General features: G+C 69.5%; 25 protein-coding genes. 7 read left to right on the forward strand and 18 right to left on the reverse strand.

Annotated features, from left to right (window positions below):
- Positions 1–9 precede the first annotated feature (9 nt).
- Both AB0C27_RS36095 and AB0C27_RS36100 read right to left on the reverse strand, forming a co-directional pair.
- Positions 10–1,377 (reverse strand): pyridoxal-dependent decarboxylase, encoded by a 1,368-nt coding sequence (locus tag AB0C27_RS36095; RefSeq protein WP_357853629.1) that lies wholly within the window; start codon positions 1,375–1,377, stop codon positions 10–12.
- 71 nt (positions 1,378–1,448) lie between these two features.
- Positions 1,449–1,934 (reverse strand): MerR family transcriptional regulator, encoded by a 486-nt coding sequence (locus tag AB0C27_RS36100; RefSeq protein ID WP_357853632.1) that lies wholly within the window; start codon positions 1,932–1,934, stop codon positions 1,449–1,451.
- A gap of 253 nt (positions 1,935–2,187) precedes the next feature.
- Here AB0C27_RS36100 and AB0C27_RS36105 point away from each other — a divergent pair, with 253 nt between their 5' ends.
- On the forward strand, positions 2,188–3,579 hold the full coding sequence (locus tag AB0C27_RS36105) for an APC family permease (RefSeq protein WP_357853635.1): 1,392 nt from the start codon (positions 2,188–2,190) through the stop codon (positions 3,577–3,579).
- A 110-nt stretch (positions 3,580–3,689) separates the two neighbouring features.
- Here the strand turns inward: AB0C27_RS36105 and ilvA are convergent, their stop codons facing one another.
- Positions 3,690–4,970 (reverse strand): threonine ammonia-lyase IlvA, encoded by a 1,281-nt coding sequence (gene ilvA / locus AB0C27_RS36110; RefSeq protein ID WP_357853638.1) that lies wholly within the window; start codon positions 4,968–4,970, stop codon positions 3,690–3,692.
- 177 nt (positions 4,971–5,147) lie between these two features.
- Here ilvA and AB0C27_RS36115 point away from each other — a divergent pair, with 177 nt between their 5' ends.
- The gene (locus AB0C27_RS36115; protein ID WP_357853640.1) at positions 5,148–5,486 is read left to right on the forward strand and encodes a metalloregulator ArsR/SmtB family transcription factor; all 339 of its coding nucleotides are present in this window, start codon (positions 5,148–5,150) and stop codon (positions 5,484–5,486) included.
- Positions 5,487–5,543: 57 nt separating this feature from the next.
- Here the strand turns inward: AB0C27_RS36115 and AB0C27_RS36120 are convergent, their stop codons facing one another.
- Complete coding sequence (locus AB0C27_RS36120; RefSeq protein ID WP_357853643.1) at positions 5,544–6,101, reverse strand: hypothetical protein; 558 nt, start codon at positions 6,099–6,101, stop codon at positions 5,544–5,546.
- A 97-nt stretch (positions 6,102–6,198) separates the two neighbouring features.
- Positions 6,199–6,678: a hypothetical protein gene (locus AB0C27_RS36125; protein WP_357853646.1), complete on the reverse strand. Its 480-nt coding sequence runs from the start codon at positions 6,676–6,678 to the stop codon at positions 6,199–6,201.
- Positions 6,679–6,865: 187 nt separating this feature from the next.
- Here AB0C27_RS36125 and AB0C27_RS36130 point away from each other — a divergent pair, with 187 nt between their 5' ends.
- Both AB0C27_RS36130 and AB0C27_RS36135 read left to right on the forward strand, forming a co-directional pair.
- Positions 6,866–7,843: a VOC family protein gene (locus tag AB0C27_RS36130; RefSeq protein WP_357853649.1), complete on the forward strand. Its 978-nt coding sequence runs from the start codon at positions 6,866–6,868 to the stop codon at positions 7,841–7,843.
- A 302-nt stretch (positions 7,844–8,145) separates the two neighbouring features.
- Positions 8,146–9,366, forward strand: coding sequence for an MFS transporter (locus AB0C27_RS36135; protein WP_357853651.1), 1,221 nt, complete (start codon positions 8,146–8,148; stop codon positions 9,364–9,366).
- A 23-nt stretch (positions 9,367–9,389) separates the two neighbouring features.
- Here AB0C27_RS36135 and AB0C27_RS36140 read toward each other — a convergent pair whose 3' ends face one another.
- The 8 genes from AB0C27_RS36140 to AB0C27_RS36175 all read right to left on the reverse strand — a co-directional run bounded on the left by AB0C27_RS36140 (position 9,390) and on the right by AB0C27_RS36175 (position 14,213).
- Positions 9,390–9,863 (reverse strand): hypothetical protein, encoded by a 474-nt coding sequence (locus AB0C27_RS36140; protein ID WP_357853654.1) that lies wholly within the window; start codon positions 9,861–9,863, stop codon positions 9,390–9,392.
- Positions 9,860–10,384, reverse strand: a complete 525-nt coding sequence (locus tag AB0C27_RS36145) for a sigma-70 family RNA polymerase sigma factor (protein WP_357853657.1) — start codon at positions 10,382–10,384, stop codon at positions 9,860–9,862. Before AB0C27_RS36145 ends, AB0C27_RS36140 begins: the two co-directional genes overlap by 4 nt.
- Before the next feature lie 103 nt (positions 10,385–10,487).
- Positions 10,488–10,991 carry a MarR family transcriptional regulator gene (locus AB0C27_RS36150; protein ID WP_357853660.1) on the reverse strand — a complete coding sequence of 168 codons (504 nt, stop codon included), beginning with the start codon at positions 10,989–10,991 and terminating at the stop codon, positions 10,488–10,490.
- 229 nt (positions 10,992–11,220) lie between these two features.
- Positions 11,221–11,829 (reverse strand): hypothetical protein, encoded by a 609-nt coding sequence (locus tag AB0C27_RS36155; RefSeq protein WP_357853662.1) that lies wholly within the window; start codon positions 11,827–11,829, stop codon positions 11,221–11,223.
- A 5-nt stretch (positions 11,830–11,834) separates the two neighbouring features.
- On the reverse strand, positions 11,835–12,329 hold the full coding sequence (locus AB0C27_RS36160; protein WP_357853665.1) for a hypothetical protein: 495 nt from the start codon (positions 12,327–12,329) through the stop codon (positions 11,835–11,837).
- The gene (locus AB0C27_RS36165) at positions 12,329–12,670 is read right to left on the reverse strand and encodes a sigma factor-like helix-turn-helix DNA-binding protein (protein WP_357853668.1); all 342 of its coding nucleotides are present in this window, start codon (positions 12,668–12,670) and stop codon (positions 12,329–12,331) included. Before AB0C27_RS36165 ends, AB0C27_RS36160 begins: the two co-directional genes overlap by 1 nt.
- Before the next feature lie 117 nt (positions 12,671–12,787).
- Positions 12,788–13,138 (reverse strand): hypothetical protein, encoded by a 351-nt coding sequence (locus AB0C27_RS36170; protein WP_357853671.1) that lies wholly within the window; start codon positions 13,136–13,138, stop codon positions 12,788–12,790.
- A gap of 91 nt (positions 13,139–13,229) precedes the next feature.
- The gene (locus tag AB0C27_RS36175; protein WP_357853674.1) at positions 13,230–14,213 is read right to left on the reverse strand and encodes a hypothetical protein; all 984 of its coding nucleotides are present in this window, start codon (positions 14,211–14,213) and stop codon (positions 13,230–13,232) included.
- 157 nt (positions 14,214–14,370) lie between these two features.
- Here AB0C27_RS36175 and AB0C27_RS36180 point away from each other — a divergent pair, with 157 nt between their 5' ends.
- Positions 14,371–14,847, forward strand: coding sequence for a pyridoxamine 5'-phosphate oxidase family protein (locus AB0C27_RS36180; protein WP_357854497.1), 477 nt, complete (start codon positions 14,371–14,373; stop codon positions 14,845–14,847).
- A 41-nt stretch (positions 14,848–14,888) separates the two neighbouring features.
- On the opposite strand, the gene AB0C27_RS36185 is transcribed toward AB0C27_RS36180, so the two are convergent.
- From AB0C27_RS36185 to AB0C27_RS36195, 3 genes are read right to left on the reverse strand one after another with little or no spacing between them, the layout of a single operon-like run.
- The gene (locus AB0C27_RS36185; protein WP_357853680.1) at positions 14,889–15,347 is read right to left on the reverse strand and encodes a hypothetical protein; all 459 of its coding nucleotides are present in this window, start codon (positions 15,345–15,347) and stop codon (positions 14,889–14,891) included.
- The gene (locus tag AB0C27_RS36190; RefSeq protein WP_357853683.1) at positions 15,340–15,936 is read right to left on the reverse strand and encodes a sigma-70 family RNA polymerase sigma factor; all 597 of its coding nucleotides are present in this window, start codon (positions 15,934–15,936) and stop codon (positions 15,340–15,342) included. Before AB0C27_RS36190 ends, AB0C27_RS36185 begins: the two co-directional genes overlap by 8 nt.
- A gap of 32 nt (positions 15,937–15,968) precedes the next feature.
- On the reverse strand, positions 15,969–17,294 hold the full coding sequence (locus tag AB0C27_RS36195; protein ID WP_357853686.1) for a S8/S53 family peptidase: 1,326 nt from the start codon (positions 17,292–17,294) through the stop codon (positions 15,969–15,971).
- A gap of 108 nt (positions 17,295–17,402) precedes the next feature.
- Between AB0C27_RS36195 and AB0C27_RS36200 the strand changes: the two genes are divergently transcribed.
- Positions 17,403–20,102 carry a CHAT domain-containing tetratricopeptide repeat protein gene (locus AB0C27_RS36200; protein ID WP_357853689.1) on the forward strand — a complete coding sequence of 900 codons (2,700 nt, stop codon included), beginning with the start codon at positions 17,403–17,405 and terminating at the stop codon, positions 20,100–20,102.
- 240 nt (positions 20,103–20,342) lie between these two features.
- Complete coding sequence (locus tag AB0C27_RS36205; protein ID WP_357853692.1) at positions 20,343–20,597, forward strand: hypothetical protein; 255 nt, start codon at positions 20,343–20,345, stop codon at positions 20,595–20,597.
- 189 nt (positions 20,598–20,786) lie between these two features.
- Here AB0C27_RS36205 and AB0C27_RS36210 read toward each other — a convergent pair whose 3' ends face one another.
- Together AB0C27_RS36210 and AB0C27_RS36215 are read right to left on the reverse strand one after the other, a co-directional pair.
- Positions 20,787–23,195 carry an NB-ARC domain-containing protein gene (locus AB0C27_RS36210; RefSeq protein WP_357853695.1) on the reverse strand — a complete coding sequence of 803 codons (2,409 nt, stop codon included), beginning with the start codon at positions 23,193–23,195 and terminating at the stop codon, positions 20,787–20,789.
- A 26-nt stretch (positions 23,196–23,221) separates the two neighbouring features.
- A complete protein-coding gene (locus AB0C27_RS36215) occupies positions 23,222–23,611 on the reverse strand; it encodes a hypothetical protein (RefSeq protein ID WP_357853698.1) in 390 nt (129 codons plus the stop codon).
- Positions 23,612–23,703 lie beyond the last annotated feature (92 nt).

Raw genomic sequence — 23,703 nt, forward strand, 5'->3', positions numbered from 1 at the left:
CTGGCAGCGTCAGGAGGCCAGGCGGGTGATCGCGGCGATCGAGCGGTCGACGTCCGCCTCGGTCGTGGTCGCGTTCGAGACCGAGACGCGCATGTACCGCCGCCCCCGCCAGGTCGTGCCGCCCGCCCAGCAGGTGCCGTCCGCCTGCACGGCGGCCACCGTACGGTCGGTGCGCGCGTCATCGCCGAAGCGGACCAGCACCTGGTTGAGCACCACCTCGTTCGCCACCTCGAACCCCGCGGCGGACAGCCCGCCGGCGAACCTGCGAGCCAGCGCGCAGCAGCGGTCGACCAGCGCGGCGACCCCGTCGCGGCCCAGCTCCCGCAGCCCCGCCCACACCGCGAACCCGCGGGCGCGGCGCGAGGACTCGGCGGTCAGATCCGCTCCCGCCGGGACGCCACCCGAGCCGACCAGGTACGCGGCGGTGAGGGACATCGCCGCCGCGTGCGCGCCGGGCCTGGCGCAGAACGCGAACGCCGAGTCGTAGGGCAGGTTCAGCCACTTGTGCCCGTCGCAGGCCCAGGAGTCGGCCAGTTCCAGCCCGTCCACCAGGTGCCTGGTCGCGGGGCTGGCCGCGGCCCACAGGCCGAACGCGCCGTCCACGTGCGCCCAGCCGCCGTGCCGGTGCACGAGCTCGCACGCCTCGCGGAGCCGGTCGCAGGCGCCGGTGTTGACGTTGCCCGCCTGGAGGCAGACGACGGTCGGCCCTGCGGCTCCGGCGCGCAGCACCTCGCGCAGCGCCCCGACGTCGATGGCGCCGTCCGGCCCGGCCGGCACCGGCTCCACGACGTCCGTGCCGAAGCCGAGCAGCCGCAGCGACCTGTCGATGGTGGCGTGCCGCTCCGCTCCGGCGATCACCCGGACGGGCGGCGCGCCGGCCAGCCCGCGCCGTTCCACGTCCCAGCCCGCGTCGGCCAGCACCTGGTGGCGGGCGGCGGCGAGCCCGACCGTGTTGGCCGCCTGGCAGCCGGTGACGAATCCCGCCGACGCCTCCCGCGGGATGCCCAGCAGCTCCTTCAGCCAGCCGCCCGCGGCGGTCTCGGCGGCGATGGCCGCCGGGGAGGTGACGGCGTTGGTCGCGATCTGATCCCAGCCGGCGGCGAGGATGTCGGCCCCGGTCGCCGCCGGCAGCGCGCCGCCGACCACGAACCCGAAGTACCGCGGCCCCGCGCCGGCGACCAGGCCGGGCTCGGCGGCGGCGATCAGGTCGGCCAGCACCCGCTCCGGCGGCGTGGGGCCGGACGGCAGCGGACCGGCGAACGCCTTGGCCAGCGCCTCCTGGTCGACCGGCACCCCGACCGGCCGCTCCGCCAGCGACCGCCGGTATCCGGCCGCGTGATCGGCGGCCGTGCGGAAAAGACGCTCCAACTCCTCCATCGACGCACCATATCTCCGGACATGAGCCGCAGCGAGACCCGGCCGGCCGCCTCCCCTGCGGCGGACGGACCTCAGCGCTGCCCGGCCACCTCCTGCGCCCCGGGCGTACGGTCGCCGGCCTGACCGGGGTCGATCACGCACGCCTCGTCCTGCAGATTCCGCGGCCAGGCCGCGCTCTCCACCATGCGCCGGTAGTCGGGGCACTGGGTGAAGTCGTCGGCGCCGCACTCCATGAGGTGCTCGATCAGCCGCTTGGACGCGGCGATCTCCTCCAGGCGCCGGCCCAGCTCCTCGTGCTGGCGCCGCAGCAGCGCCCGGCGCTCGGCGCGGCCGGCGGCGTCGAGCACGCCGCGGATCTGCTCCAGGCTCAGGCCGCCCGCCTTGGCCCGGATGATCGTCATGACGCGGATGACGTGGTCGCGGGTGTAGCGGCGGCGGCCGTTCACTCTGGTGGCCGGGGTCAGCAGACCCATCGACTCCCAGTGGCGCAGCACGTGCGGCGCCAGGCCGAACCGTTCCGCGAGCTCTCCGATGCGCATCGAGTCGCTTGACTTCATGTTGACATTAACTTGCGAAGCCGCCCTCGCGTCAACCCCTCGGGGGCCGCCCGTCCACTCGTCCCTGGAGACACGCAGCGGTGCGTGACGCCCTGTTCACAGATGACTGCGCAGGATCGTAAGGTGTCAGAGTGAAGGTCGAGATCATCCGGCCGGTCTGGCGCCCGCTGCGCACCTGACCGGCGCCCGATGCGCGGGACGTGGCCCCTATCCCTTCAGCCTGCGGGCTGACGCAGACAAGGAACAACCCCCCATGGCTCAGACCAGTCCACCCACTCCCGCCGAGGCGGGAAACGACGGCCAGCCCGCGCTGAAGCGGGTGATGGGCCCCGGCCTGCTGCTGCTGTTCATCGTCGGCGACATTCTCGGCACCGGCATCTACGCCCTGACCGGCCAGGTGGCCGGCGAAGTGGGCGGCGCCGCCTGGCTGCCCTTCGCCATCGCCTTCGTCGTCGCCCTGATCACCGCGTGCTCCTACCTCGAACTGGTGACGAAATATCCGGAGGCGGCCGGCGCGGCCCTGTATGTGCATAAGGCGTTCGGCAAACACGTGCTGACGTTCCTGGTGTGCTTCGCGGTGATGTGCTCGGGCATCACCTCCGCCTCCGCCGCTTCGCGGGCCTTCGCCGCCAACCTCGTCACCGGCTTCGGCCTGGAGGTAGGCAACACGGTCATCCTGCTGATCGCCCTGGCGTTCATGCTGCTGGTGCTGGCGGTCAACCTGCGCGGCGTCGGCGAGAGCGTCAAGGTCAACGTGGTGCTCACCGCGATCGAGCTGTCGGGTCTGCTGCTGGTCATCGTGCTCAGCATGTTCTTCATCCTCGGCGGGCAGGCCGACTTCTCCCGTGTGGTCGCCTTCGAGACCCCCTCGGACAAGAGCGTGTTCCTGGCCGTCAGTGCGGCGACGTCGCTGGCGTTCTTCGCCATGGTCGGGTTCGAGGACTCCGTCAACATGGCCGAGGAGACCAAGGAGCCGTCCCGGATCTTCCCGCGGATGATGTTCACCGGGCTCGGCATCACCGGCGTGATCTACGTGCTGGTGTCCATCTGCGCCGTCGCGGTCGTCCCCGTCGGTGTGCTCGCCGAGAGCGAGACGCCGCTGGTGACGGTGGTGCAGACGGCCACCCCCGGCGTGCCGATCGCCGACCTGCTGCCGTTCATCTCGATGTTCGCCGTCGCCAACTCCGCGCTGATCAACATGCTGATGGCCAGCCGGCTCCTGTACGGGATGGGCAAGCGGGGCGTGCTGCCGCCGTTCCTGGCGAAGGTGAACGCCGTGCGCCGCACGCCGCACGCGGCGATCGTGTTCACCACGCTCCTCGCCATGGGCCTCATCACGTTCCTGTCGCTCGACCCGGAGAGCCCGGTGGTGTCGCTGCTGGGCGGCACGACGTCGCTGCTGCTGCTCGCGGTGTTCGCGTTCGTCAACGTGTCGGTGCTCGTCCTGCGCAGGGAGGACACCGGGGCCGAACACTTCAAGGCCGGCCGCGTCCTGCCCGTGCTGGGCACGATCACCTGCCTCTACCTGGTGCTGCCCTGGTCGTCGGGGCGTCCCGTCGGGCAGTACCAGATCGCGGGCGTGCTGCTGGCGATCGGCGTGGTGCTCTGGCTGCTCACCTGGCTGTCACGCAGGAACAAGGTCTGACCGGTCCGGGGCCCGCGAGCCGGGCCCCGGGTCATCAGCCGCGCCGGAACGCGCCCCGCCCGTCAGCCGCTGCGGGCGGGGTTCGTTCCTGTCACATCACCAAGCGCCCGTCACATCACAAAGCGGAAGAGCGGGCTCGACGGGTCGATCTGCTCGATGCGCGGAGGGGCGGCCTCCATCCGCTTCAGCAGGGCCGGCAGGTCGGCGGGGCTCGACAGCTCGATGCCGACCAGCGCGGGGCCGGTCTCGCGGTTGTTGCGCTTGACGTACTCGAACAGGGTGATGTCGTCGTTGGGGCCGAGCACCTCGTCGAGGAAGCGGCGCAGCGCGCCAGGCTCCTGCGGGAACTCGACCAGGAAGTAGTGCTTGCGCTCCTCGTGGACCAGGGCGCGTTCGACGACCTCGGCGTACCGGCTGACGTCGTTGTTGCCGCCGGACAGCACGCAGATGACGGTGGCGCCCTCGGGGATGGCGGCCGTGGACGGGGCGCTGAGCGAGGCGGGCGCGAGTGCGCCGGCCGGCTCGGCGATGATCCCGTCGACCTGGTACAGCGCCAGCATCTCGCTGCAGACGCGGCCTTCCGGCACGGCGACGAGCTCGGCCTTCGAGGCAGCGATGAGCGGAAGGGTGAGGGCGCCGGCGCGGCTGACGGCGGCGCCGTCGACGAAGGTGTCGATGGAGTCGAGGGTGACCGGCTCGCCGGCCGCGATGCCCGCGGCGACGCAGGCGGCTCCGGCGGGCTCGACCCCGACCACCCTCGTCTCCGGGTGCCACTCGCCCAGCCAGGCCACGGAGCCGGCCAGCAGCCCGCCCCCGCCGACCGGGAGCACGACCACGTCGGGCGCGGATCCGAGCTGGCTGACGGCCTCGCGGATCACCGTGCCCTGTCCGGCGATCGTCCTCGGGTCGTCGAACGCGGGCACCAGCGTCGCCCCGGTGGCCTCTGCGTCGGCGACCGCCGCCGCCGAAGCCTCGTCGTACGTCTCGCCGCCCAGCACGATCTCGATCATGTCGCCGCCGAGCGCGCGGATGCGGTCGCGCTTCTGCCGTGGCGTCGTCCTGGGCAGGTAGACCCGGCCGCGTACGCCCAGCGCCGAGCAGGCGTAGGCCACGCCCTGGGCGTGGTTGCCGGCGCTCGCGGCCACCACGCCGGCCCGCCTCGCGGCGTCGTCCAGCTGGGCGATCAGGTTGAAGGCGCCGCGCACCTTGTACGAGCGGACGGTCTGCAGGTCTTCGCGCTTGAGCCAGATGTCGGCGCCGATCAGCTCGGAGAGCCGGGCGCTGCGCTCCAGCGGGGTCGTCGCCACGATGCCCGCCAGCCGCCGGGCCGCGGCATCGACGGCCGCGGCGTCCACCCGCGCGGCGTCGTCACTTCTACCTCGATCAGCCATGTCGTCGTCCTCTTCAAGCGTTTCGCTCGCTCGTCGCGCGGTGCGGCCTTCGTGCCCGTCGCGCCACCGTCGCGTCACCGCCGAGCCCCAACGCTCCCCCGTCCAGGCGATATCATATCGACGATCCTCGAACCGTCTTAATCGTCCTTAATCGTCACCGAACTCGTCTGGAAGGGCATGACCACTGACACCGCACTTCCGCCGGACTCCGCTCAGCTGCTTGAGGTGTTCAAGGCGCTGGCCAACCCCGTGCGGCTCCAGGTGCTGCGGTGGTTGCGCGATCCGGAGAAGCACTTCCCGGTTGAGCAGGGTATCGCGGATCCGTACGAGGTCGGTGTCTGCGTCAGCCATATCCAGGGCAAGCTAGGGCTCGCGCAGTCGACCGTGTCCGCCTATCTGGCCGTGCTGGAGCGGGCCGGCCTGGTCCGCTCGACCCGGGTGGGCAAGTGGACGCACTACCGGCGCGACGAGGAGAACATCGCCAGGATCGTCGCCGTCCTGGGTGAATCGCTGTAATCCGCTGCACCGGCGACTGTCTTTTTACGCGCCCGCTCTGCCCCGGCACCGGGACGTCTACGCGACCACCGTGCCGACGCTTCCGCTCGGCAGGCCGGCGCGGTCGGGCAGCACCCGGGGCAGGCCGCGTAGCCACGTCTCCAGGTCCGCCGGCCACCACCGCCCGGCCACCAGCCGGCCCAGTTCCTGCGCCACCGCCGACGACGACGCGGGCACCGGCACCACCCGTACGGGCGCGGCCCCCGCCAGTACCCCGAGCCACCAGTGCCGCCACGTCTCCGGCATGCCGTCGGGATCGAGCACGAGGTAGTAGTCGGGCAGCACCAGCCGGTCGGCGCGCAGTTCGGCCAGCGCGGCCTCGATGGCCACTTCCAGCCCGCCGACGGGTTCGGTGCCGTCGAAGAAGCCCGTCCACGCCGTGGCCACTCCGGCCAGCGGGTCGGCGTCGTGCACCACGTACGTCGCCGCCGACCGTCCCGCGAGCTCCGTCACCTCGGCCGGTCCGCGCTCGCCGCGCGGGATCGCCCGCACGTTGTGCAGTCCGTCGAGGCCCGCGACCACGTCCCCGGCTCCGTCCCCCGCCACCACGACTACGGTACTGGTCAATCGCCGCATACCGGACAGTCTATGGTCGGAGCTCGGCCGCGGGGATCGAACGGACGCCGGCCAGGTCATCGCCCGGCCGGCTCCCCCACCACCGGCGGGCGGCGGCTCACTTCGACAGGTAGAGGGTCTTCCAGGTGCCCGCGTACAGGCAGTTCAGCGACGGCTTGGCGGTCTTGAACTCGGAGCAGACCTTGAGCTCGACCTGGTACACGTTGCGGTACTTGAAGGAGAAGTGCTTCGGCGTGCGGTAGGAGCAGTCGATGACACTGTGGTGCCGGAACGGCAGGTTGTTCCCCTTGCGGTAGGTGATGCGGAAGACCGCCCAGCCGCAGGCGCTGCCGCGGGTGTTGTCGTACACCTTGCCGGTGATCTTGATCTGGCGGGCGGTCGGCAGGGTGGCGTGGTCCTCGCCGACGGCGGACAGGGTGCCCCAGGTCTTCGCGGTGTGCCTGGGGGCGTGGTACGGGCCCCACGCGGAGCCCGCGTCGGCCTGGGCGGCCTGGGCGGCGGGGGCGACGGCGGCGAGCGTGGCGATGGCGGCGGTCGCGGCGGCGGTCAGGCCGGCGAGGGTGCGGGAGATCGACATGGCCGGGAGGTCCTTTCGGGAGGTGTGACCACACTGTGCGCCGGATCGATTTCATGGCGCTTACCAGGGATCGGCGTCCACTTTCAGCCCTCTTGCACGGGACATCCGTTACAACAGCTCGTCATCCGTTCAGAAAATAGGAGTGTACTCTCATAAGAAAGTCAACTCCCATGAAAGGAGAACGGGCATGAGCGGTGACGTCAACGGCCTGCACCATGTCGGGCACATCGTGCGGAGCATCAACGAGGCCATGGAGCTGTATCGCCGGCTGGGATTCTCCGTGTCGGCGCCCGTCCATCCCGTGCTGCCCGGCGCCGCCGAGGCGTTCGGGGTGGCCAACGCGCACGTGCACTTTCCCGGCGACTTCATCGAGCTGGTGACCGTCATCGGGGACGGCTCGCACCTGCCTGCGGGCGCCCGTGCGATCCCGCTGGAGGTGCCGGAGGAAAGGCGGGCGGGGCTGGCGGCCGCGATCCGCGTCGCCGTGGCGAACATCGCCGCCTTCGCCGAGCGGTTCGAGGGGGTGCACATCATGATCGCCGACACTGCCGACCTCGACGGCGTGGCTTCCCGGTTGGCGGCCGGTGGTGTGGTCCATGGCGGCGTGCACGCCGTCCAGCGGCCTGTGGAGACGGGGGCCGGGGTCACGATGGAGGCGGCGCGCTACCTGGAGATCTCCGATCCGGATCTGGGGCCGGGACGGGTGCCGGAGGGCCGGATCGGGTTCGCCGAGAACCTGCCTGAGGGCTCGTCCCTGGCACACGTGGAGCATCCCAACGGGGCGACCGGGCTGGCCGAGTGCGTGCTGTGCGTGGACGACGCCGCGTTGTCCGAGGTGGAACGACGCTACGCCACGTACTTCGGGCGCCGGGCGGCCCCCGGACGGGCCGACGTCGAGCCGGCGGGGGTCACGGTCGTCGCCGCGTCGGCGTTGGATGAGGTGTTGCCCGGCGAGCGTCCGGTCGCGCTGCCGGCGTTCGTCGCGTATGCGGTCACCGTGCGCGACGTGGCCGCGGCCGAGCGGCTGCTGCTCGACAACGGCGTCCCGGTCGCCAAGACCGCCGGCGGGGAGGTGTTCGTCCCGGCCGGCGCCGCACTGGGCGTGGCGATCATCTTCCGCCAGGAAGGTCCCTTTGACCACCCGCCGTCCCGGCACCACCCGTAGTCCGTCACATCACCGACTGGATTCGCCTCAGGCGAGCCGGGGCGGGCGACCACACCGGGGTACGCGAGCCCGCGCGGGCAGCCGTACCGGAGAAAGCCGTGGACGTGGCGCGGTGGCGGCCTCTACGCTCGGGGCGCAAGCAATCGACGTGAGAATTCCGCTCGGTGACGGAGCCGGTGTGGGGCGCGCGTCCCCGTTCCACACCGATACTGGACGGTTCCCGGCGTTGACCACGGGTCGGCACATCAGGACGCCGACGACCCCAGGTGGTCCGTCCCGCTGTGCGGCGAAAGGGACGCGCCGTGCTTCCGGCCACCTATCGCCATCTTCTGCGCACCCCTGGTGCCGCCGCCTTCTTCCTGACCGCCGTCGCCGGCCGGGTCGGCATCGCGATGACCAGCCTCGGCCTGGTCTGGCTGATCCACTCCCGGACCGGCTCCTACGCCGTGGCCGGCCTGGTGACCGGCGGCTTCGCCGTCGCGGAGGCGCTGGCCGGGCCGCAGCTCGGCCGACTCATCGACCGCTTCGGCCAGGCCCGGGTGCTGCCGCCGGCCCTGCTCGCCCACGCCACGGCGGTGGCCGTCCTGCTCACCCTGGTCGCGTCCGGCAGCCCCGCCTGGCTGCTGACGGCGGCCGGGGTCGCGGCCGGTGCGAGCGTCCCGCAGCTCGGCGCGCTGTCCGGGGCTCGCTGGGCGGCCCTGCTCGGTGGCGGCCGATCCGCCGAGCTGCCCACCGCCTTCGCGCTGGAGTCGCTCGGCAACGGATTCGCCTACCTGGCCGGTCCCGTGCTGGTCAGCGTGGCGGGGGCGAGCGGGCATCCGGCCTTCGGCTCGGCGCTGGCGGCGGCTCTGGTGGTGGGCGGCGGGCTGGCGCTCGCCGCCCAGCGCCGTACCGCGCCGCCACCCGCCTCCGAGGCCACGGAACGCCGCCAGGCAGGACGTTCCCTGCTGCGGCCCGGTTTCGCCGTGCTGGCCGGAGTCAACCTGGCCATCGGCGTGTTCTTCGGCGCCATGCAGGTCTCGGTGGCGGCCTTCGCGGTCGAGCACGGCTTCCCCGCCGCCGCCGCGCCGCTCTACGCGGCTTCGAGCTGCGGCGAACTGCTGTCCGGCTGGCTGTACGGGACGCGCCGATGGCGGGCGGCGCCGCGCGTGCAGCTGGCGGTGGGGACGTCTGTACTGGCTGTCTGCTGCCTGTCGTTGCCGGTGACGGACTCGTTCCCGGCGATGGGGGTCGCGGTGACGCTGACCGGGATGACGATTCCGCCGATTCTGGTGATCACTGGCGTACTCACCCAGGCGGCGGTGCACCGCTACGTGCTCACGCAGGCGTTCACCTGGCTGAACTCGGCGAGCGCGGCCGGCTCGGCCATCGCGGCGGCGGCCTCGGGGCGGGCCGTGGACACGTTCGGCGCCGCTGGCGGCTTCACGATCGCCTGCGCGGCCACCATCACGATGACGGTGCTGGCAGTGGCCGGCCTGCACGCACTACGCCCGTCCCCCGGCAAACCCGCCATCGACACCTGACCGGCCCCGTACCGCAGGTGGTGTCAGCCGCCCAGTGTGCGCTTGAGGTGGAGGAGGTGGGTGCGGCGGGTGTGGGCGCGCCAGGCCAGCGTCAGCGACGCCCCCACGAACACCGCCCCGACCGCCAGGGGCGGCAGCGGTCCCGTACCCCGGGTGACGGCGATCGTCGTCACGAGCGCGGTCGCCGTGACCGAGGCGGCCACCGCGATCCAGGCCGCGATCACCCGCTCGGTCGCGAACAGCGGCGCCCTGCGCGTGAGCACCCATCCCCCGTAGCCGGCCCAGGCGAGGCAGACCCCGGTCAGTACGGCGAAGGCCGTACGCGTGCCACCGGGCAGCGGCCCCGGCTCGGTCGCCCACAGGGTGGCGACGAAGACCGCGCCCACCAGGCCGGCCAGCAGCGCCGCCACCGCACGGATCCGCCGGCCCTTCGACAGGGACGACTCAAGCCGTTCGATCATCTCCTGCGCCGAAAGGCGCGGCTCCTCCTGCATCATGGCCGGTACCCCTTCTCCGTCAGATGTGCACGCAACAGGCGACGCGCCCGGTTGAGCCGGGACTTGACCGTTCCGGCGGGAATGCCGCAGATCTGCGCGCATTCCTGCACCGTCAGGTCCTCCAGGTAGAACAGGACGAGGATCTCCCGCTCCAGCACGGGCAGGCCGGCCAGCCCCGCCATGACCTCGGCCCGCTCCACCAGCGCCTCGGCCGGGTCGTCCGCGACCGGCGCCTCCGGCCCCAGGGCCGCCTCGGCCCTGGCGTACTCCGCGCGCAGCCGGTCGTTGACCGAGCGGCGGGCGATGGTGAACAGCCACGGCCTGAACCGGGCGGGGTCGCGCAGCCTGGGCAGGCCACGGACGACCGCCAGCCAGATCTCCTGCGACACGTCGTCGGCCCGCTCGGCGTCCAGCATGCGGCGCGCGTACGTCCAGACGGGCATCCGCCACCGCCGCACCAGCTCGGCGACCGCCGCCCGCTCGCCCAGCTGGGCGTTCACCACCAGAAGCTCGTCGGTCATCCCGTCCCTTCCGTCAACCAGCACAGTCGGGCGAGACGGCCCTCAGGTTCACGGTTCGCGAGGATTGTCGCGGTACGACGGAGCCCCGTCCGAGTTCCGCGACTCAGACGGGTGGCCAGCCCAGCGGGTACGGCGGTGAGTCCGCCGGAGGCTCGCCGCCCGCCTCGGTGAAGGCGTTCATCGCCGCGACGAGCTCCCGCCGCTGCTCCGGCGACATGCGGGCGACGATGGAGCCGATCTCGCGGCTGCGGTGGGCCATCACCTGGTCCACGATGAGCCGCCCCTCCTCGGTCAGCCGCATCAGGCTCTCGCGCCGGTTGCGCGGGTTGACCTCCCGTACGATCAGCCCGGCGGCCATGAGCCGGTCGGCCATGCGCATGGCCGTGGACGAGTTGACCCCCAGCAGGTCCGCCATGGTGACCAGCTTGGTCTCGCCGTGGGTGGCCAGCGCCACCATCATGCGGAACTGCGGCAGCGTGACGCGGTCCTCGACCGCGCCCAGCGATCGTGCGGCGACGGCGACCAGCAGCCGGGAGCCGGTCAGGACCGCAGAAACGACGGCCGAGAGGTCCTCGCCGTGGACCCGGCGCTCATCGTCTTCCTCCATGGCCACTGTTGTACAGGTCCGCCGGAGTCCTCGGGCTCTCCTTCGGGCCGGAATTCCGCCGCACCACCACCCATCGATGACCTGAAGTCCCGTTTTGCCGCGAAATTTCGGGATTTGGCGGGTGAAGGCTGGATGAGACGCCCAGGCCCTACGCGCCGCCGGTTCCCCAGCCGTGGTCAAGACGACCAGCGGCTGGTCACACATCCGGTTCACCACAGGGGGCTCCCTTTCAGTAGGTGCATCCGGCGCGGCAGCCGGGTGGCACCACGGGGCGAACATCGGTCCAGTACGGCCTTTTGATGATGGTGGCCAGCCACACGGTCTTCTCGGAAAGGCTCGGGTGCGGAGCCACTTGCTGGACGGCCAGCGCCTGCCCGCTCTGCTTGTCGATGACCAACTGGGTCGCGACATCGCCCCGCGCGGGCGGGAACTGCACGATCAGTCCCTGACGGCCGAGCACGTCACCCGCCTCGTCGATCACGCCCGCACCCGGCAGAGCGGCCAGCATCCGGTAACCCGCCGCCCGCGTACCGGGAGTGGCCGGAGTCTGCGCGACCAGCTTGACGCCGGCTCCCACCAGCCATTGTTCCCGGCTCAGCTCGGAGCCGGCGGGATAGCTCTCCAGCAGCCGAGCCCGCAGTGCGGTGGCTTCCCGGGGCAGGGCGAGAAGTTCGCCGAGTGTCGGGGTGAGGCCGTCGGCAAGCTTGAGCGCCTGGTCGAGCGGGTGGCGGGCGTAGAAGCGTCCGTTGGGGTCGCAACCTCGCGCCGGGCAGAGCTTGGGCGAACCGGCCTTCTTCCACGCGCGTTCGGCCGCAGGGCCGTAGGGTGCGGCCGACACCGCTTTTACCAGGTGTATCGGCGGCCGTCGCGCCCGATGACCAGCACGTTGTTACCCCGTTCCTGAACCGGGAAGCCCTTCGCGCCGTCCTTGGTCAGGATGACCTCCTGGGTTTCCAGCCGCCAGTAGCCGCCCGTGGCCCGCGGCTGGGCCGCGAGCCGGTTGGCCGCCGCGCCGAGCACCCCCTGGACAGGAGACACCGCCGATTCCACGCCCGGCTTTCGCACCGCGACCATCGTGATCGTGATCACCAGGACGACCGCCGCCGCTGCCAGCACCGCCATCAGGCCATGTCGACGACGTCCAGCATGGCCACCATGTCCACCATGTCCACCAGGGCCCTGGCGCCTGAGGCCGCCCGCCCGCCGCGCGCGTTCCACCGTGGCCGCATTCGTCTCGTGTGCCGCGCCGAAGACGCGGGCCCGCGCGGCGGCCAGTTGCGCGGGTGAGGCGGCCGGCACGTCCGGCATCACCTCGTCGATGAACTGGAACTCCCTCATCACACCTCCACCCCCAGAGCGTCGCGCAGCTTGGTCCTCGCCCTGCTCAGCCGGGACGCGACCGTCCCCTCGGCGACCCCCAACGCGGCCGCGACCTCGGAATAGCTCAGGTGTCCGTAGGCAGCGAGCAGCGCGCGGTAGGGGCGCAGCTCTGCCCGCCGGTATCGGGCGATGAGCTTGGTCGCGATGCCGTACAGCCATGGGGCGCACGGCCCCTTGGGAGGCGTCGAACGCCTCGCGCCGCTGGAAGGCGACGAGGAAGGTCTCCGCCGCCAGATCCTCCGCCATGTCCAGGGGGATCCGGCGGGCGATGTAGCGGCGGATCTCCTCGTAATGGGCATCGAAGACCGCTTCGAACGTGTCAGGGGCAAGTCTCAATCAGGGCTCCAGAATCAGGCCGACATCCCTTCTTGCCCGCTGCCGCCTCACCCTTCCCAACAATCTTGCGAGCGGCTCTCCTACAGGGGAAGGATCGCCGATACGGCCGTCAGAGCAGCCTGAACGATGATGATGCCGACGACCGATCGAAGAAGGATCAGCTTCCAGTGGAGCGCTCCCGCGACCCGCTGCGCCCGTAACCGATCAGTGTCCTCGCGCTCACCGCCGACGGGACCCCGCAGCGACGCCCCCGAGCCAGGCCGGCGCCAGAGCGCCACCACCAGCAGCAGGACAGCGCCGGCCGCACACGCCTGAGCCACGGCGTTCACCACGGTGGACAGCAGCCCATGAGTCGCCACCCCACGAGCGGCCACCAATAAAGCCCCGGTCCCGGCAAGCAGAACGACGGCGACGGCGTCCGCGTACAGCACTCCGCGCCGGCTGCGTGCTGCGTCCGAAGGGGACATCGACCCCCATATCAGCGTTCCGAAAGAGACCGCATGAATGGCTTACCACACGACGTCACCCCGTGACATCCGACAAGGGCCGGCGGACCGAGGTCGTGTCGTCGAACGTGACGCCCAAGCGCATGATCATCTGCGGGTACGCGCCCGAGCAGATCTCCCGCCTCAGGAACTCCCGCAGCAGCTCCATCTCCAGCGCCTGCGTGTGAAAGGCCGCGCTGACCCCGTACGCCGCCGCGTGCAGCAGGACGTGCTGCAGCGCCTCCCCCGCGCTGATCCAGTCCGCCCGCCCGTCGCCGGCCGTGGTGAGCAGCGCCACCACCCCGAGCCCCGGGTCGCGGCCGCCCTCGCCGCCCCAGTCGTGGCGCCAGGCGTAGTCGCGTTGCGGGAAGTCGGGATCGGTGCGAACGGCATGCCGGGGGTAGCCCGTGGCGGGCACCCCGTCGTCGCGGCTGCTGCCGGGCGGGCGCGCCCAGCGGATCACTTCCAGGCTGAAGCGCCGGTCCTGGCTCTGCACCCCCTGCGCGGCCCGGGTGAGCGAGGCCAGCACGTCGACCGCCGCCGGCGAGCGTACCGGCGTCAGCTCGGCGCCCTCGGCCGCGGCCGCCTTGACCAGCCGGTCGATCAGCTGATCGGGGACGGGCACGTCGGCGAAGCCGGCGCGGTGGGTGCGCCGCCGCTCGATCTGCTCCCCGAGCAGCCGTACCGTCTCGTCCGGGTTCGTCTCCGCGCCCGGCCTGAGCGTGGCGAGCAACGACGGGCGGTCCGGGTCGGGCAGGACGCGGACGACGGGCTCGTAGCCGTGGCAGCGCATCGCCGTACGCAGGGTGAACAGGGCCGCGCCGCAGCTGATCGACAGCTCGCGGCCGGAGGCGTCCTCCACCCGCAGCTTCCTGTCGGTGTCGGCCTTGAGGCAGATCTCCTCACCCGACACCGAGAACGCCCACGGCTGGGTGTTGTGCACCGACGGCGCCCAGCGCGCGGCCTCGACCGCGGCCTCCATGGCGCTTTCCAGCGGGTGCTTCGCCGAACGGATGCTCATGGCCGTTCCCCCTCCACCGAACGATGTGCCCAGCACAACACACCGACGAACCTCCTGGTCAGAGGCTTAGGTCCGCACCTTCCCCGACGTCTGGTGGCGAACAGAGGACTTTCGTCCCTGTACGCGGAGGGCCCGCGGTGGGCACGCTGCTGGGGTGATGTACCTTCACGACCAGCCGCCGGAGGCCGATGGCACGCGGCGGCTCCAGGAACTGCCCGCGGCCGAGGCGCTGCGACTGCTGGCCGGCGTGCCGTTCGGGCGGATCGTCTTCACCCGCCAGGCGCTGCCCGCGATCAGGCCGGTGAACCACGTCGTCGTGGACGGGCACATCGTGATCCGCTCCGATCCCGGCACGATCCTCGGCGTCCAGGTGGCGCGGGCGGAGACCGTGGTGGCGTACGAGGCGGACGAGCTGGACGGGCACGAACGCCTGGGCTGGAGTGTGATCGTCACCGGGGTCGCGCGCGCGGTGACCGATCCCGGTGAGGTGGCCCGGTTGAAGGGGCTGCTGCGGCCGTGGGTGGCGGGCGGGATGGATCAGGTGATCCGGATCCGTCCGGAGATCACCACCGGATTCCGGCTGGTCCCCGCGCTGGGGGAACCGGGACGTACGGAGGCCGATCTGCGCAAATGACCGATCTGTGCGGATGGCCGGTATCCGGGCACGCGGCTCGCTCAGAGTCTGATCCAGGCGGTCGACACGCTCAGCCCCGTGACGGTGCGGCACTGCAGGCGGAACGGTTCCGGCGGCTTCTCGTTCAGGACGAACACCCCCATCTCATCCACCGCCGCCACGTGCGAGTACCCCGACTCGCTCAGCACGTGGATCCGCCCGGCCTGCGGCGGCACGAGCTGGCCGATCAGCGTGCCTTCGGTGATCTCCAGCTCGATGCTCAGCTCGGCGGCCACGAACGTCAGGGCCCGCAGCGCGGCCGGGTCGGCCCGCAGCAGCGCCGCCTCCTCGTCGTGTTGCAGGCCGGAGTCGTAGGCCAGCTCGGCGAGCTCGGCGTCGATGTTGTGCCAGGCGAAAGCGGTCTTCCCGGCCTCGACGAAGTCGCGTGGGACGGCGTCTGCGGCCGTGAGGGCCACGATGAGGCGAGCGAGTAGTTCCTCGTCGTCCCACACCTCAGACATGATGTTCACCTTCTCTCGATTCCAGGTCCGCCCGCATGACGGCGACCAGGGCGGCGTCCGCACGCAGCCGTGCCAGGCAGCGGGCTCTGGTGGGGCCGATGCTGCCCATGGCCATCCCCAGGCGGCGGCAGATCTCGTTGTAGGGCATCTCTTTCATCAGCAGGCCGAGCAGCCGCCGGCAGTCGGGCGACAGCCGGGCGAAGGCGGCGCGCAGCACGGCGTCGCGTTCGGCGTCCTCCACGACCTGCTCGATCGTGGTGGTGCGGTCGTCCATGGCCATGGCCACGTCGAGCAGCTGCTCGGAGTGGTCCTGCTTGCGTCTCGCGCGGCGTACGCGCAGGCATTCGTGTTTCGTGGTGGTCGCCAGCCAGGCGCCGATCTTGTCGGGGTCGCGCAGGCGGCCGAGGTGCTCCACCGCGCGCATCCACACGTACTGGGCCACGTCGTCGATGTCGCGGCGGTCGAGCCCCTGGTCCCGGCAGATCGACCACAACATCGGGGCGTACCGCTCGACGAGCACGTCCCACGCGCCCTGGTCACCCGCGCGTGCGCGGACGACCAGGGCTCCGACAACGGACTCCTGCGGCATGACCACGCCTCCTCCGGCGGTCCTCGCCCCGGTCAGTTCCTCCTGGGCCGGACCACCTCGATGCCACTGTCGGCGAACCCGTCCAGCTTGACCACACCTTGCCCGCTCAGCAACCGGTCCGCCGCCTCTCCGGCGTCGATTCCCTGGATGTGGGCCTGATGTGCCAGGTAGCCGGCGGTGTACGCGGCCGCGAAAGAGCTGCCGCTCCAGGTGGCGTGGCCGGGGTGCGGGAAGGTCGCCTGCCTGTCGCTCACGACGACTTTGCCGGAGGGTACGTGCAGATCGGCCATCCGAACGACCCCCGGCAGGTACAGGCCGGGCAGATCGACGCCCGGCGCCAGGCAGTCGGTCCACGGGGCCTCCTCAGGCGTGGGCGAGAAGTAGGCCGGCAGGCCGTCCTTGTCCTTCGCCCCGACCGCGATGACCGTGGAGCTGGCGGCGGGCCACATCGGGATGTTCGCCGGCAGGTCGGAGAAGACGGCGCCGGCGGGGGCCCGTTCCTTCGCCTGGCCGTGGTTGCCCAGGGCCGCCACCTTGACGACGCCGGACGTGCGCTCGCAGGCGCGCGCCAGGGTCAGCGGCTCGCGCCCGTCCGCCGCCGCACTGCCCAGGGCGATGATCATGAAGTCGAGGTCGTCGTCCAGGCTCTGCACCAGCCGGGTGGCCAGCGTCCACGAGGTCGTGACGAGCCGCTCGGCGTCCAGCACCGGGTAGATGACGAAGTCGGCGTCGGGCGCCTGCCGCGCGGCCACCGAGGCGACGAAGACGGCGTGCCCGCTGAAGGACACCCACTCCGGGCGCGGGCTCAGCAGGGCGCGCGGGGAGTCGATGACGTAGCGGCCCGCGAGCCCCTCGTGCGGGTACATCGGCGTGTCGAAGACGCCGATGCGCGGCCGCCGCCTGGGGCCGTCGGAGCGGGCGGGGAGCTCGAACGCCGCGACCGGCTTGGGGTCTCCCGCGCTCCCCCCGCTGTACGGCGAGCCCTCGATGTTCTCGTAGACCCGGTTCTTGGCCACGATCGGCTGGTAACCGGCGTGCTTCTGGGCCGAGGTCTCCCGCAGGTGGAACAGCAGCAGGTCCAGCGGCGTGGGCGCCTCCCCCGGCTCGTAGCCGCCCGCGGCCCGCGCCCTGACGCGCTGTTCGAGGTCGGGGCCGAGCCTGGTGACCGCCTCGGCCACGCCGACCAGCCCGTACAGGCTCAGCCCGAGGCCCTTGCTGGACTCGATCGGCTCCACCTTGATGCCGAGGCCGGACAGTTCGTGGCGGAGGAGGGCCTCGTCCTTCAGATCGACGACGATCTGATCGGGATAGAACGCCTCGATCCGGCGCCGGACCACACCGTAATGACCGGCCGTCATCGCATGTCTCCTTCGCTCGGGTGGTGAAAGCGCGCGCCGACATGCAGAGAACAGTTGTTGCCGGGTTGATACATCACAGACCGCAGTTTTCACGGCACACTCACGAGGGTGAGTGCGAGCCCCCCTGATCTCGCCACCGAGTTGCTCAGGCTGGCCGAGGCCGATCCCGCCCGGCTGACCGGCCTGGCCACGGAGGTCGCCCGCCGGGCGCGCGACGGAGGCGACCTGGAGCTCGCCTCGTCGGCCTGCCGCGCCCTGGGCATCGCCGCCCTGCACGTGACCGACCTGCGCACCGCGGAGCGGCACCTGCGGGACGCGATCCGGCTCGCCGTGTGCGCCGGCTCTCCTGAGCTGGCCGCCGAGGCGCGGCTGCGGCTGGCGTTCGTCCGGTGTGTCCAGGGGCGGATGGAGCAGGCGATCTCCGAGGTGGAGCTGGCGCTGCCCGACCTGCACGGCGCCGGCCGGGCCAGGGCGGAGGCGCAGCGGGCGGTGATCTTCAACCACCTGCGCCGTCCCGAGGACGCGCTGGCCTCCTACCGGCTCGCCGTTCCCGTCCTGAGCCGGGCGGGAGATCATCTGTGGCTGCAGCGGGTCCTGTCGAACCGGGGCATCGTGCACGGTTACCGGCACGAGTTCGCCGCCGCGGAGAGCGACTTCCAGGAGGCCGAACGGCTGTGCCGGCAGCTCGATCTCGATCTGTCGCTAGCCGTCGTGTGGCAGAACCTCGGCTGGCTCAACGCCCTGCGCGGCGAGGTGCCGGCCGCGCTGCGCTACCTCGACCAGGCCGAGCGCCGCTTTCGTGCCCTCGACACCCATCAGTTGTGCTGGACGCTGGCCGACCGCACCGAGCTGCTGCTGTCGGCCGGGCTGATCGCCGAGGCCAGGGAGGCGGCCGAGGAGACGGTGCAGGAGTTCGAGCGCCGCGGGCGCAAGGTGGGGCTGCCGGAGGCGCGGCTGCTGCTGGCCCGCACCGCTTATCTCGTACGCGATCACGAGGAGGCGGTACGCGAGGCCCGCCGCGCGGCGCTCGCCTTCGGCCGCCAGCACCGCCGCGAGTGGGTGGCGGTGGCACGCTTCGTGGCACTGCGGTCCCTGGCGGCGATGAGCGACGACCCAGGACGAGCCCCCACTGTTGGGCGCGTCGGGCGCGGCGGGCGGGTGAGCGTGCGTCAGATGGAGGAGTGCGCCGCCGAACTGGCCGAGACCGGCTGGCCCGCCCCCGAGGTGGAGGCGCGGATGATCGCCGCCCGGCTGGCCGTGGACGCCGGTCGGCCCAAGCGGGCGGAGCGGCAGTGGGAGATCGCCGGGCGGCGCCGCCACCGGGGCCCGGCCGGTGAACGCATCCACGCCTGGCACGCGGAGGCGCTGTTACGGCTGGCCAGGGGCAACCCGCGCGGCGCCAAGAGCGCGGTCCGCACCGCGTTACGCCTGCACGACGAGTACCGCGCCACGCTGGGGGCGACCGACCTGCGGGCGCACGCGTCGGAGTCCCGGGTGGAGGTGGCCGAGCTGGGGCTGCGGCTGGCCCTGCGGGACGGCGTACCCGCCGACGTCCTGACCTGGGCGGAGCGGGGACGCGCCCGCCATCTGCTGATGAGACCGGCCAGACCCGCCCACGACCGGCACCTGGCCGAGGCGCTCGCGCAGCTCCGCATCACGGTCGCCAGGATCCAGGAGGGCCGGACGGCGGGCGAGGACACCGCAGCGCTGGTGGAGCGGCAGATCACCCTGGAACGCGAGATCCGCGACCACTGCCGCCGCCAGGAAAAGGTCTCCACCGACACCATCCCCACCGCGCCCGTTCCGCTGCGGCGGGTGGTGGAGGCGCTCGGAGAGCAGGCGCTGGTGGAGTTCGTGCAGGTGGACGACACGCTGCACGCGATCACCGTGGTCGACGGGCGGAGCAGGCTGCGCGCGCTGGGACCGCTGGCGCCCGTGCGCACGCTCGTCGACCGCGTGCCGTTCGCGCTGCGACGGCTGGCCCGGCGCACCTCGGTGCCGGGCAGCCAGGCCGCCGCGCTCAACCTCCTGCGTGACACCGTCGCCAAGCTCGACGCGCTGCTCCTGCGGCCGCTCGCCGGCGACCTGCGCGACCGGCCGCTCGTGCTGGTCCCGAGCGGCCCCATCCAGGCCCTGCCCTGGTCGCTGCTGCCGTCCTGCGCGGGCCGCGCGATCTGCGTGTCCCCCTCAGCCACCCTCTGGTACGCCGGCACCCAGGCGGGCCGCGCCCGTACCGAAACCGGCCGGGTCGTGGTGGCCGCCGGCCCAGGACTGCCGGGAGCCCGCTGGGAGGCGGAGGGGGTCGCCTCGATCCACGCGGTGCCGGCCCTGGTCGACGACGCCGCCGGCGCGGAGGCGGTGCTGGCCGACCTGGACGGCGCCGCCCTGGCCCACGTCGCAGCGCACGGCCGCATCCACCCGAGCAACCCGCTGTTCTCCTCCCTGCGCCTGGCCGACGGCCCGCTCACCGTCTACGACCTCGAACGCCTGCACCGGGCACCGGAGATCGTGGTCCTGGCCGCCTGCGACACCGGCCGCTTCGTCGTCCGGCCCGGCGACGAACTGCTCGGCCTCAGCGCCACGTTCCTGGCCCTGGGCACCCGGACGATCGTGGCGCCGGTCCTGTCGATCCTGGACACCGAGAGCACCACCCTCATGATCGCGCTGCACAAGCTGCTGGCTGCCGGCCACTCCACCGCCTCGGCACTCGCCCAGGCACAGCAGCAGGTGGCCAGGGACAACCTGGAGGCGTACGCGGTCGCGGCCGGCTTCGTCTGCCTGGGCGCCGACTCGACAATGCCGACCTGACCGTCCGTGATCGACAACCGGGCGGCATCCGTACGGCACGCATCCCGGCGCAGGCGGACGCCCAAACGGCGGCGGACGCGAAGACAGTGGCGGAAGCGAAAGACGTGGCCGGTCGGGGCTCCGGTGGGGAGGGCTGTGCGCGAAGTGTTCACCGACCCTTGGCACACTTCGTCTATGTCCGACGGGACACGGCCGGAGATCATGACAATGATGGTCACATCCCCGCAAGGAGGTTGTCCCGTGCCCGTTCCGCCGCACTCCCGGCAAGTTCCGCCGCCTTCCCGGCCCGCCTGGCCGGCCCGGCTCGCCGTCGTCCTCGCCGTCCTGTCGTCCCTCATCGGCCTGGCCGGCGTCGCCCCCGCCAGTGCCGACGTCTACAACTCCTGCACGATCTCCCGCTGCTCCGACGCGCGCTCGGCCAGGGCGACCTGGGCCGGCAAGGGCTTCCCCACCTCCGCCGGCTGGTACTCATGGCCCGACGGCCGCTTCCTCTAAACACACTTTCCCCGCCATCGCTCCCGGCGAACCCCGGGGAATCCCCGAAGGTTTAGTCGAACCTGATCGCGATGCAGCAGATCGAGAATGCTTCTTACGTTCCCGGTCGAGATCACGCACAGGGAACACAGGCTTACGTTCGCCAGTGTGAGCCGGTACCGACTCCTCCTGAGGCCGCGTTCAGACAACTCACTCAGCACGATCAAGCCGTACAGCACTGAGACTCTTGTAGAATGGGGAACCAATCGGCGGAACTGCACCCGACTCAAGTGCGCGCTTTGCGACAGGAAGCCAGGCATATCCAAAGACCTCCGCAATATCTATCGCCCTTTGCAGCAATATGTGCGCTGCTTCCGTGGATTGCGATTTTTCGGTCGCAATACTAAGACCAAGAAGTCCTTGGGCAAAAAGGGCTCGATTCCCTGACTGTTCCCACAAAGAACATGCCTCGCTTAGCCTACTTGCAGCCTCTTCATAATTTCCTGCGTGGAACTCTAGCCACCCCCAATGATCCAGCATGGGAGCCAGGCATACGGAATCAGATAGCTGCCGAAGAAGTTGGTCAGCAGCACGGTAATCCTCGATGGCCTCAGGAAAGCGCCCAAGCCTGGCATAAGCATCCGCCCTTTGGGTAAAAACGCCACTTAAGCAGTGCTCGTCTTGAACCATCTTAAAAAAGCGTATCGCCTGCCTGAGACAAGCCAACTCTTCATCATATAAGTCAATTTCACTATTCAACGAGGCCAGACCGACAAAGGCGCGCCCTTGACAGTGTTTGTCCCGCTGCGCAACAAAGCACAACCGTGCTTTATTATAGGTATCCTTCGAAGCATCATAACGTTCCAAGTGGAGCTCCACTTCAGCGAGAGCAAGGCGCGCGTTGCCCTCCTCATGAACCGCGCTTGCAGATCTTGCAAGTTCCACTGAACGCCTCAAGATCCCTAGAGCCGCTTCTTCTCTTCCACCACGGCTTAGAACCTCTCCAAGTTTCGCCAAAACCTTTGACTCATATCGAGGGCTTCCAATATCTCTAGCAAGAGCGAGAGCCTCATCAAGCCACGATATCGGCCTGTCGGAGTCAATCGGAAACTTAGTGCTAACTCGCACAAGACCGGTAAGGGCATCGATAAGCAGCTTCTTCTCGCCCGTTCTCCTCGCCGCCAATAAGGCATGCTCAGACATCTGTCGCCATGCGGCCGCATGAAGGCGACGGTCAAAGAATCTCTTCATATAGGAAGCGATGTCTACAACCGCCTCATACAGATCATGGCGATAAGCTTCTGCCGCAAGGGAAACAAGCGCAGAATGCTCAAGCTCCAGCCAATCGATGGCATCCTGCAATGTCTCGAAAAAATTACATTCGCAGGCGCGGACGTCCCCTTCGTAAATATGTCCATCGGCATGCGACGCCACCAGAATGTACCAGTTAAGTAAGCGACTAAGGCATGCCTTTATGCTCTCCGTACCCTCGTCTGCCTCTAAACGCTCCCGAGCATAAGCTCGCAGAAGATCGTGCATACGATATCGATCAGGCGATGATGAAGGCTCCACTAGGTTGGCTTCTACGAGCCTGTCTAGCGCCGCGAGGGGATCCACCTCATCGCCGCAGAGGGCCGAAGCCGAGGCAAGCGAGAACCCCTCCGAAACACAAATACCAAGCCTTCTGAATGTCAGTTTATCAACTTCATCTAGCGAATTATAGGAGAGCGAAAAGCTCGCCCGTATTTCCAGGTCGCCAGCTTGGAGCATTTGCAGACGATTGCGCTCATCCAATAGCAAGTCAACGTAATATGAAAAAGTCCAATTACTTCTGTCGCGGAGTTTATTTGCCGCAATTCTCAGCGCCAGTGGAAGTCCGCCACACAAAGCAGCAAGCTGATTACATTCGGATAGTTCAGCCTCCACACGTTCACTTCCGACGATCCTCTTGAGAAGTGCAACACCTTCCGAGGCGGTAAGATTTGATAGGTGTACCGGTCGCACACCGATAAGGCCGGCGAGTTTTTTCCTGCTGGTGATGATGACTGCACTTTTACCCATGCCAGGGAGCAGTGGTCTTACTTGTGATTCGCTAACTGCATTGTCGAGCACAACAAGGCAATGCCTCGTTGAGAGTGCTGTGCGATACTGTGCAACCTTATCCTCGAAGCTATTTGCGATTTCGTCGCCAGAGAAGCCGAAAGCCCGTAAAATGCTTTCTAGAGCTCGTGACGGCACAGGTCCGTCAGCATCCGCGTCGCCGAGTTTTATGAATATTTGCCCATCAGGAAAGTGTGACACCAAGTCATGAGATAGCCTAATGGCCAGAGTCGTCTTTCCTACACCGGGTTGTCCAGATATCGCGACGGATCTAACCGATCCTTCTGTTCCCTGCAGCGCCTTACACAGATCTCTTAAGTGTTCATCTCGCCCCAAAAAATCTGAATCATCAGGCGGGAGCTGCGCGGGACGTACGGCAGTCTGAAGATGCACGCTACTCTTATCATGATGCTCACCGAAATTCGCACTCCCATAGACGCTCTCGATGTTCACCAAGTTGCGTAGGCTTGATACTTTTTGAATCTTTTTCCGGTTTGTTCTTTTTCGAGAGTTTCCCATTGCTAGCGCGATCCCGTCGAAATGTTTTAGAAATTCATGTCCCCATGCACTGTTTCGACATTGACCACTTTTCCAATCTGGGCATTTCTATAGTCATTGTATACTCGGGAGATAACTTGAGAACCACGAGGATCTTGCCCTTCGGACTCAACAAATTCCTTCACTGCATCTGCAAAGTGCGTATCGCTTTTCATAGCTCGCGCTACATGAATGGCTAGCTGATCCACCGAGGTCTCATCCTCAGGCTGCGCCTGAACGCGCTCTAGGGCGGCCTGCGCCGACGACTCTCCCGTGAAGCGAGCACGGAGGCTGGCGACCATCCGTTCGACGCTCACCCAGGTGCTTGCCCCTGCTTCGCTGAGGAAGCCTTGGGCGACCAGCGCCGCTGCGGCACTAGCGAGTAGTGCGATGTCCATTTTACACCTTCCCGAATCCGTATGGGTGCAATCTATTGAATCGCTATCCCCATGGGATAGTTACACACCTAAGTGCTCGTGCACCCGCAGAT

The organism is Nonomuraea sp. NPDC048882 (genome assembly GCF_040649755.1).
GTDB classification, from domain to species: domain Bacteria; phylum Actinomycetota; class Actinomycetes; order Streptosporangiales; family Streptosporangiaceae; genus Nonomuraea; species Nonomuraea maheshkhaliensis.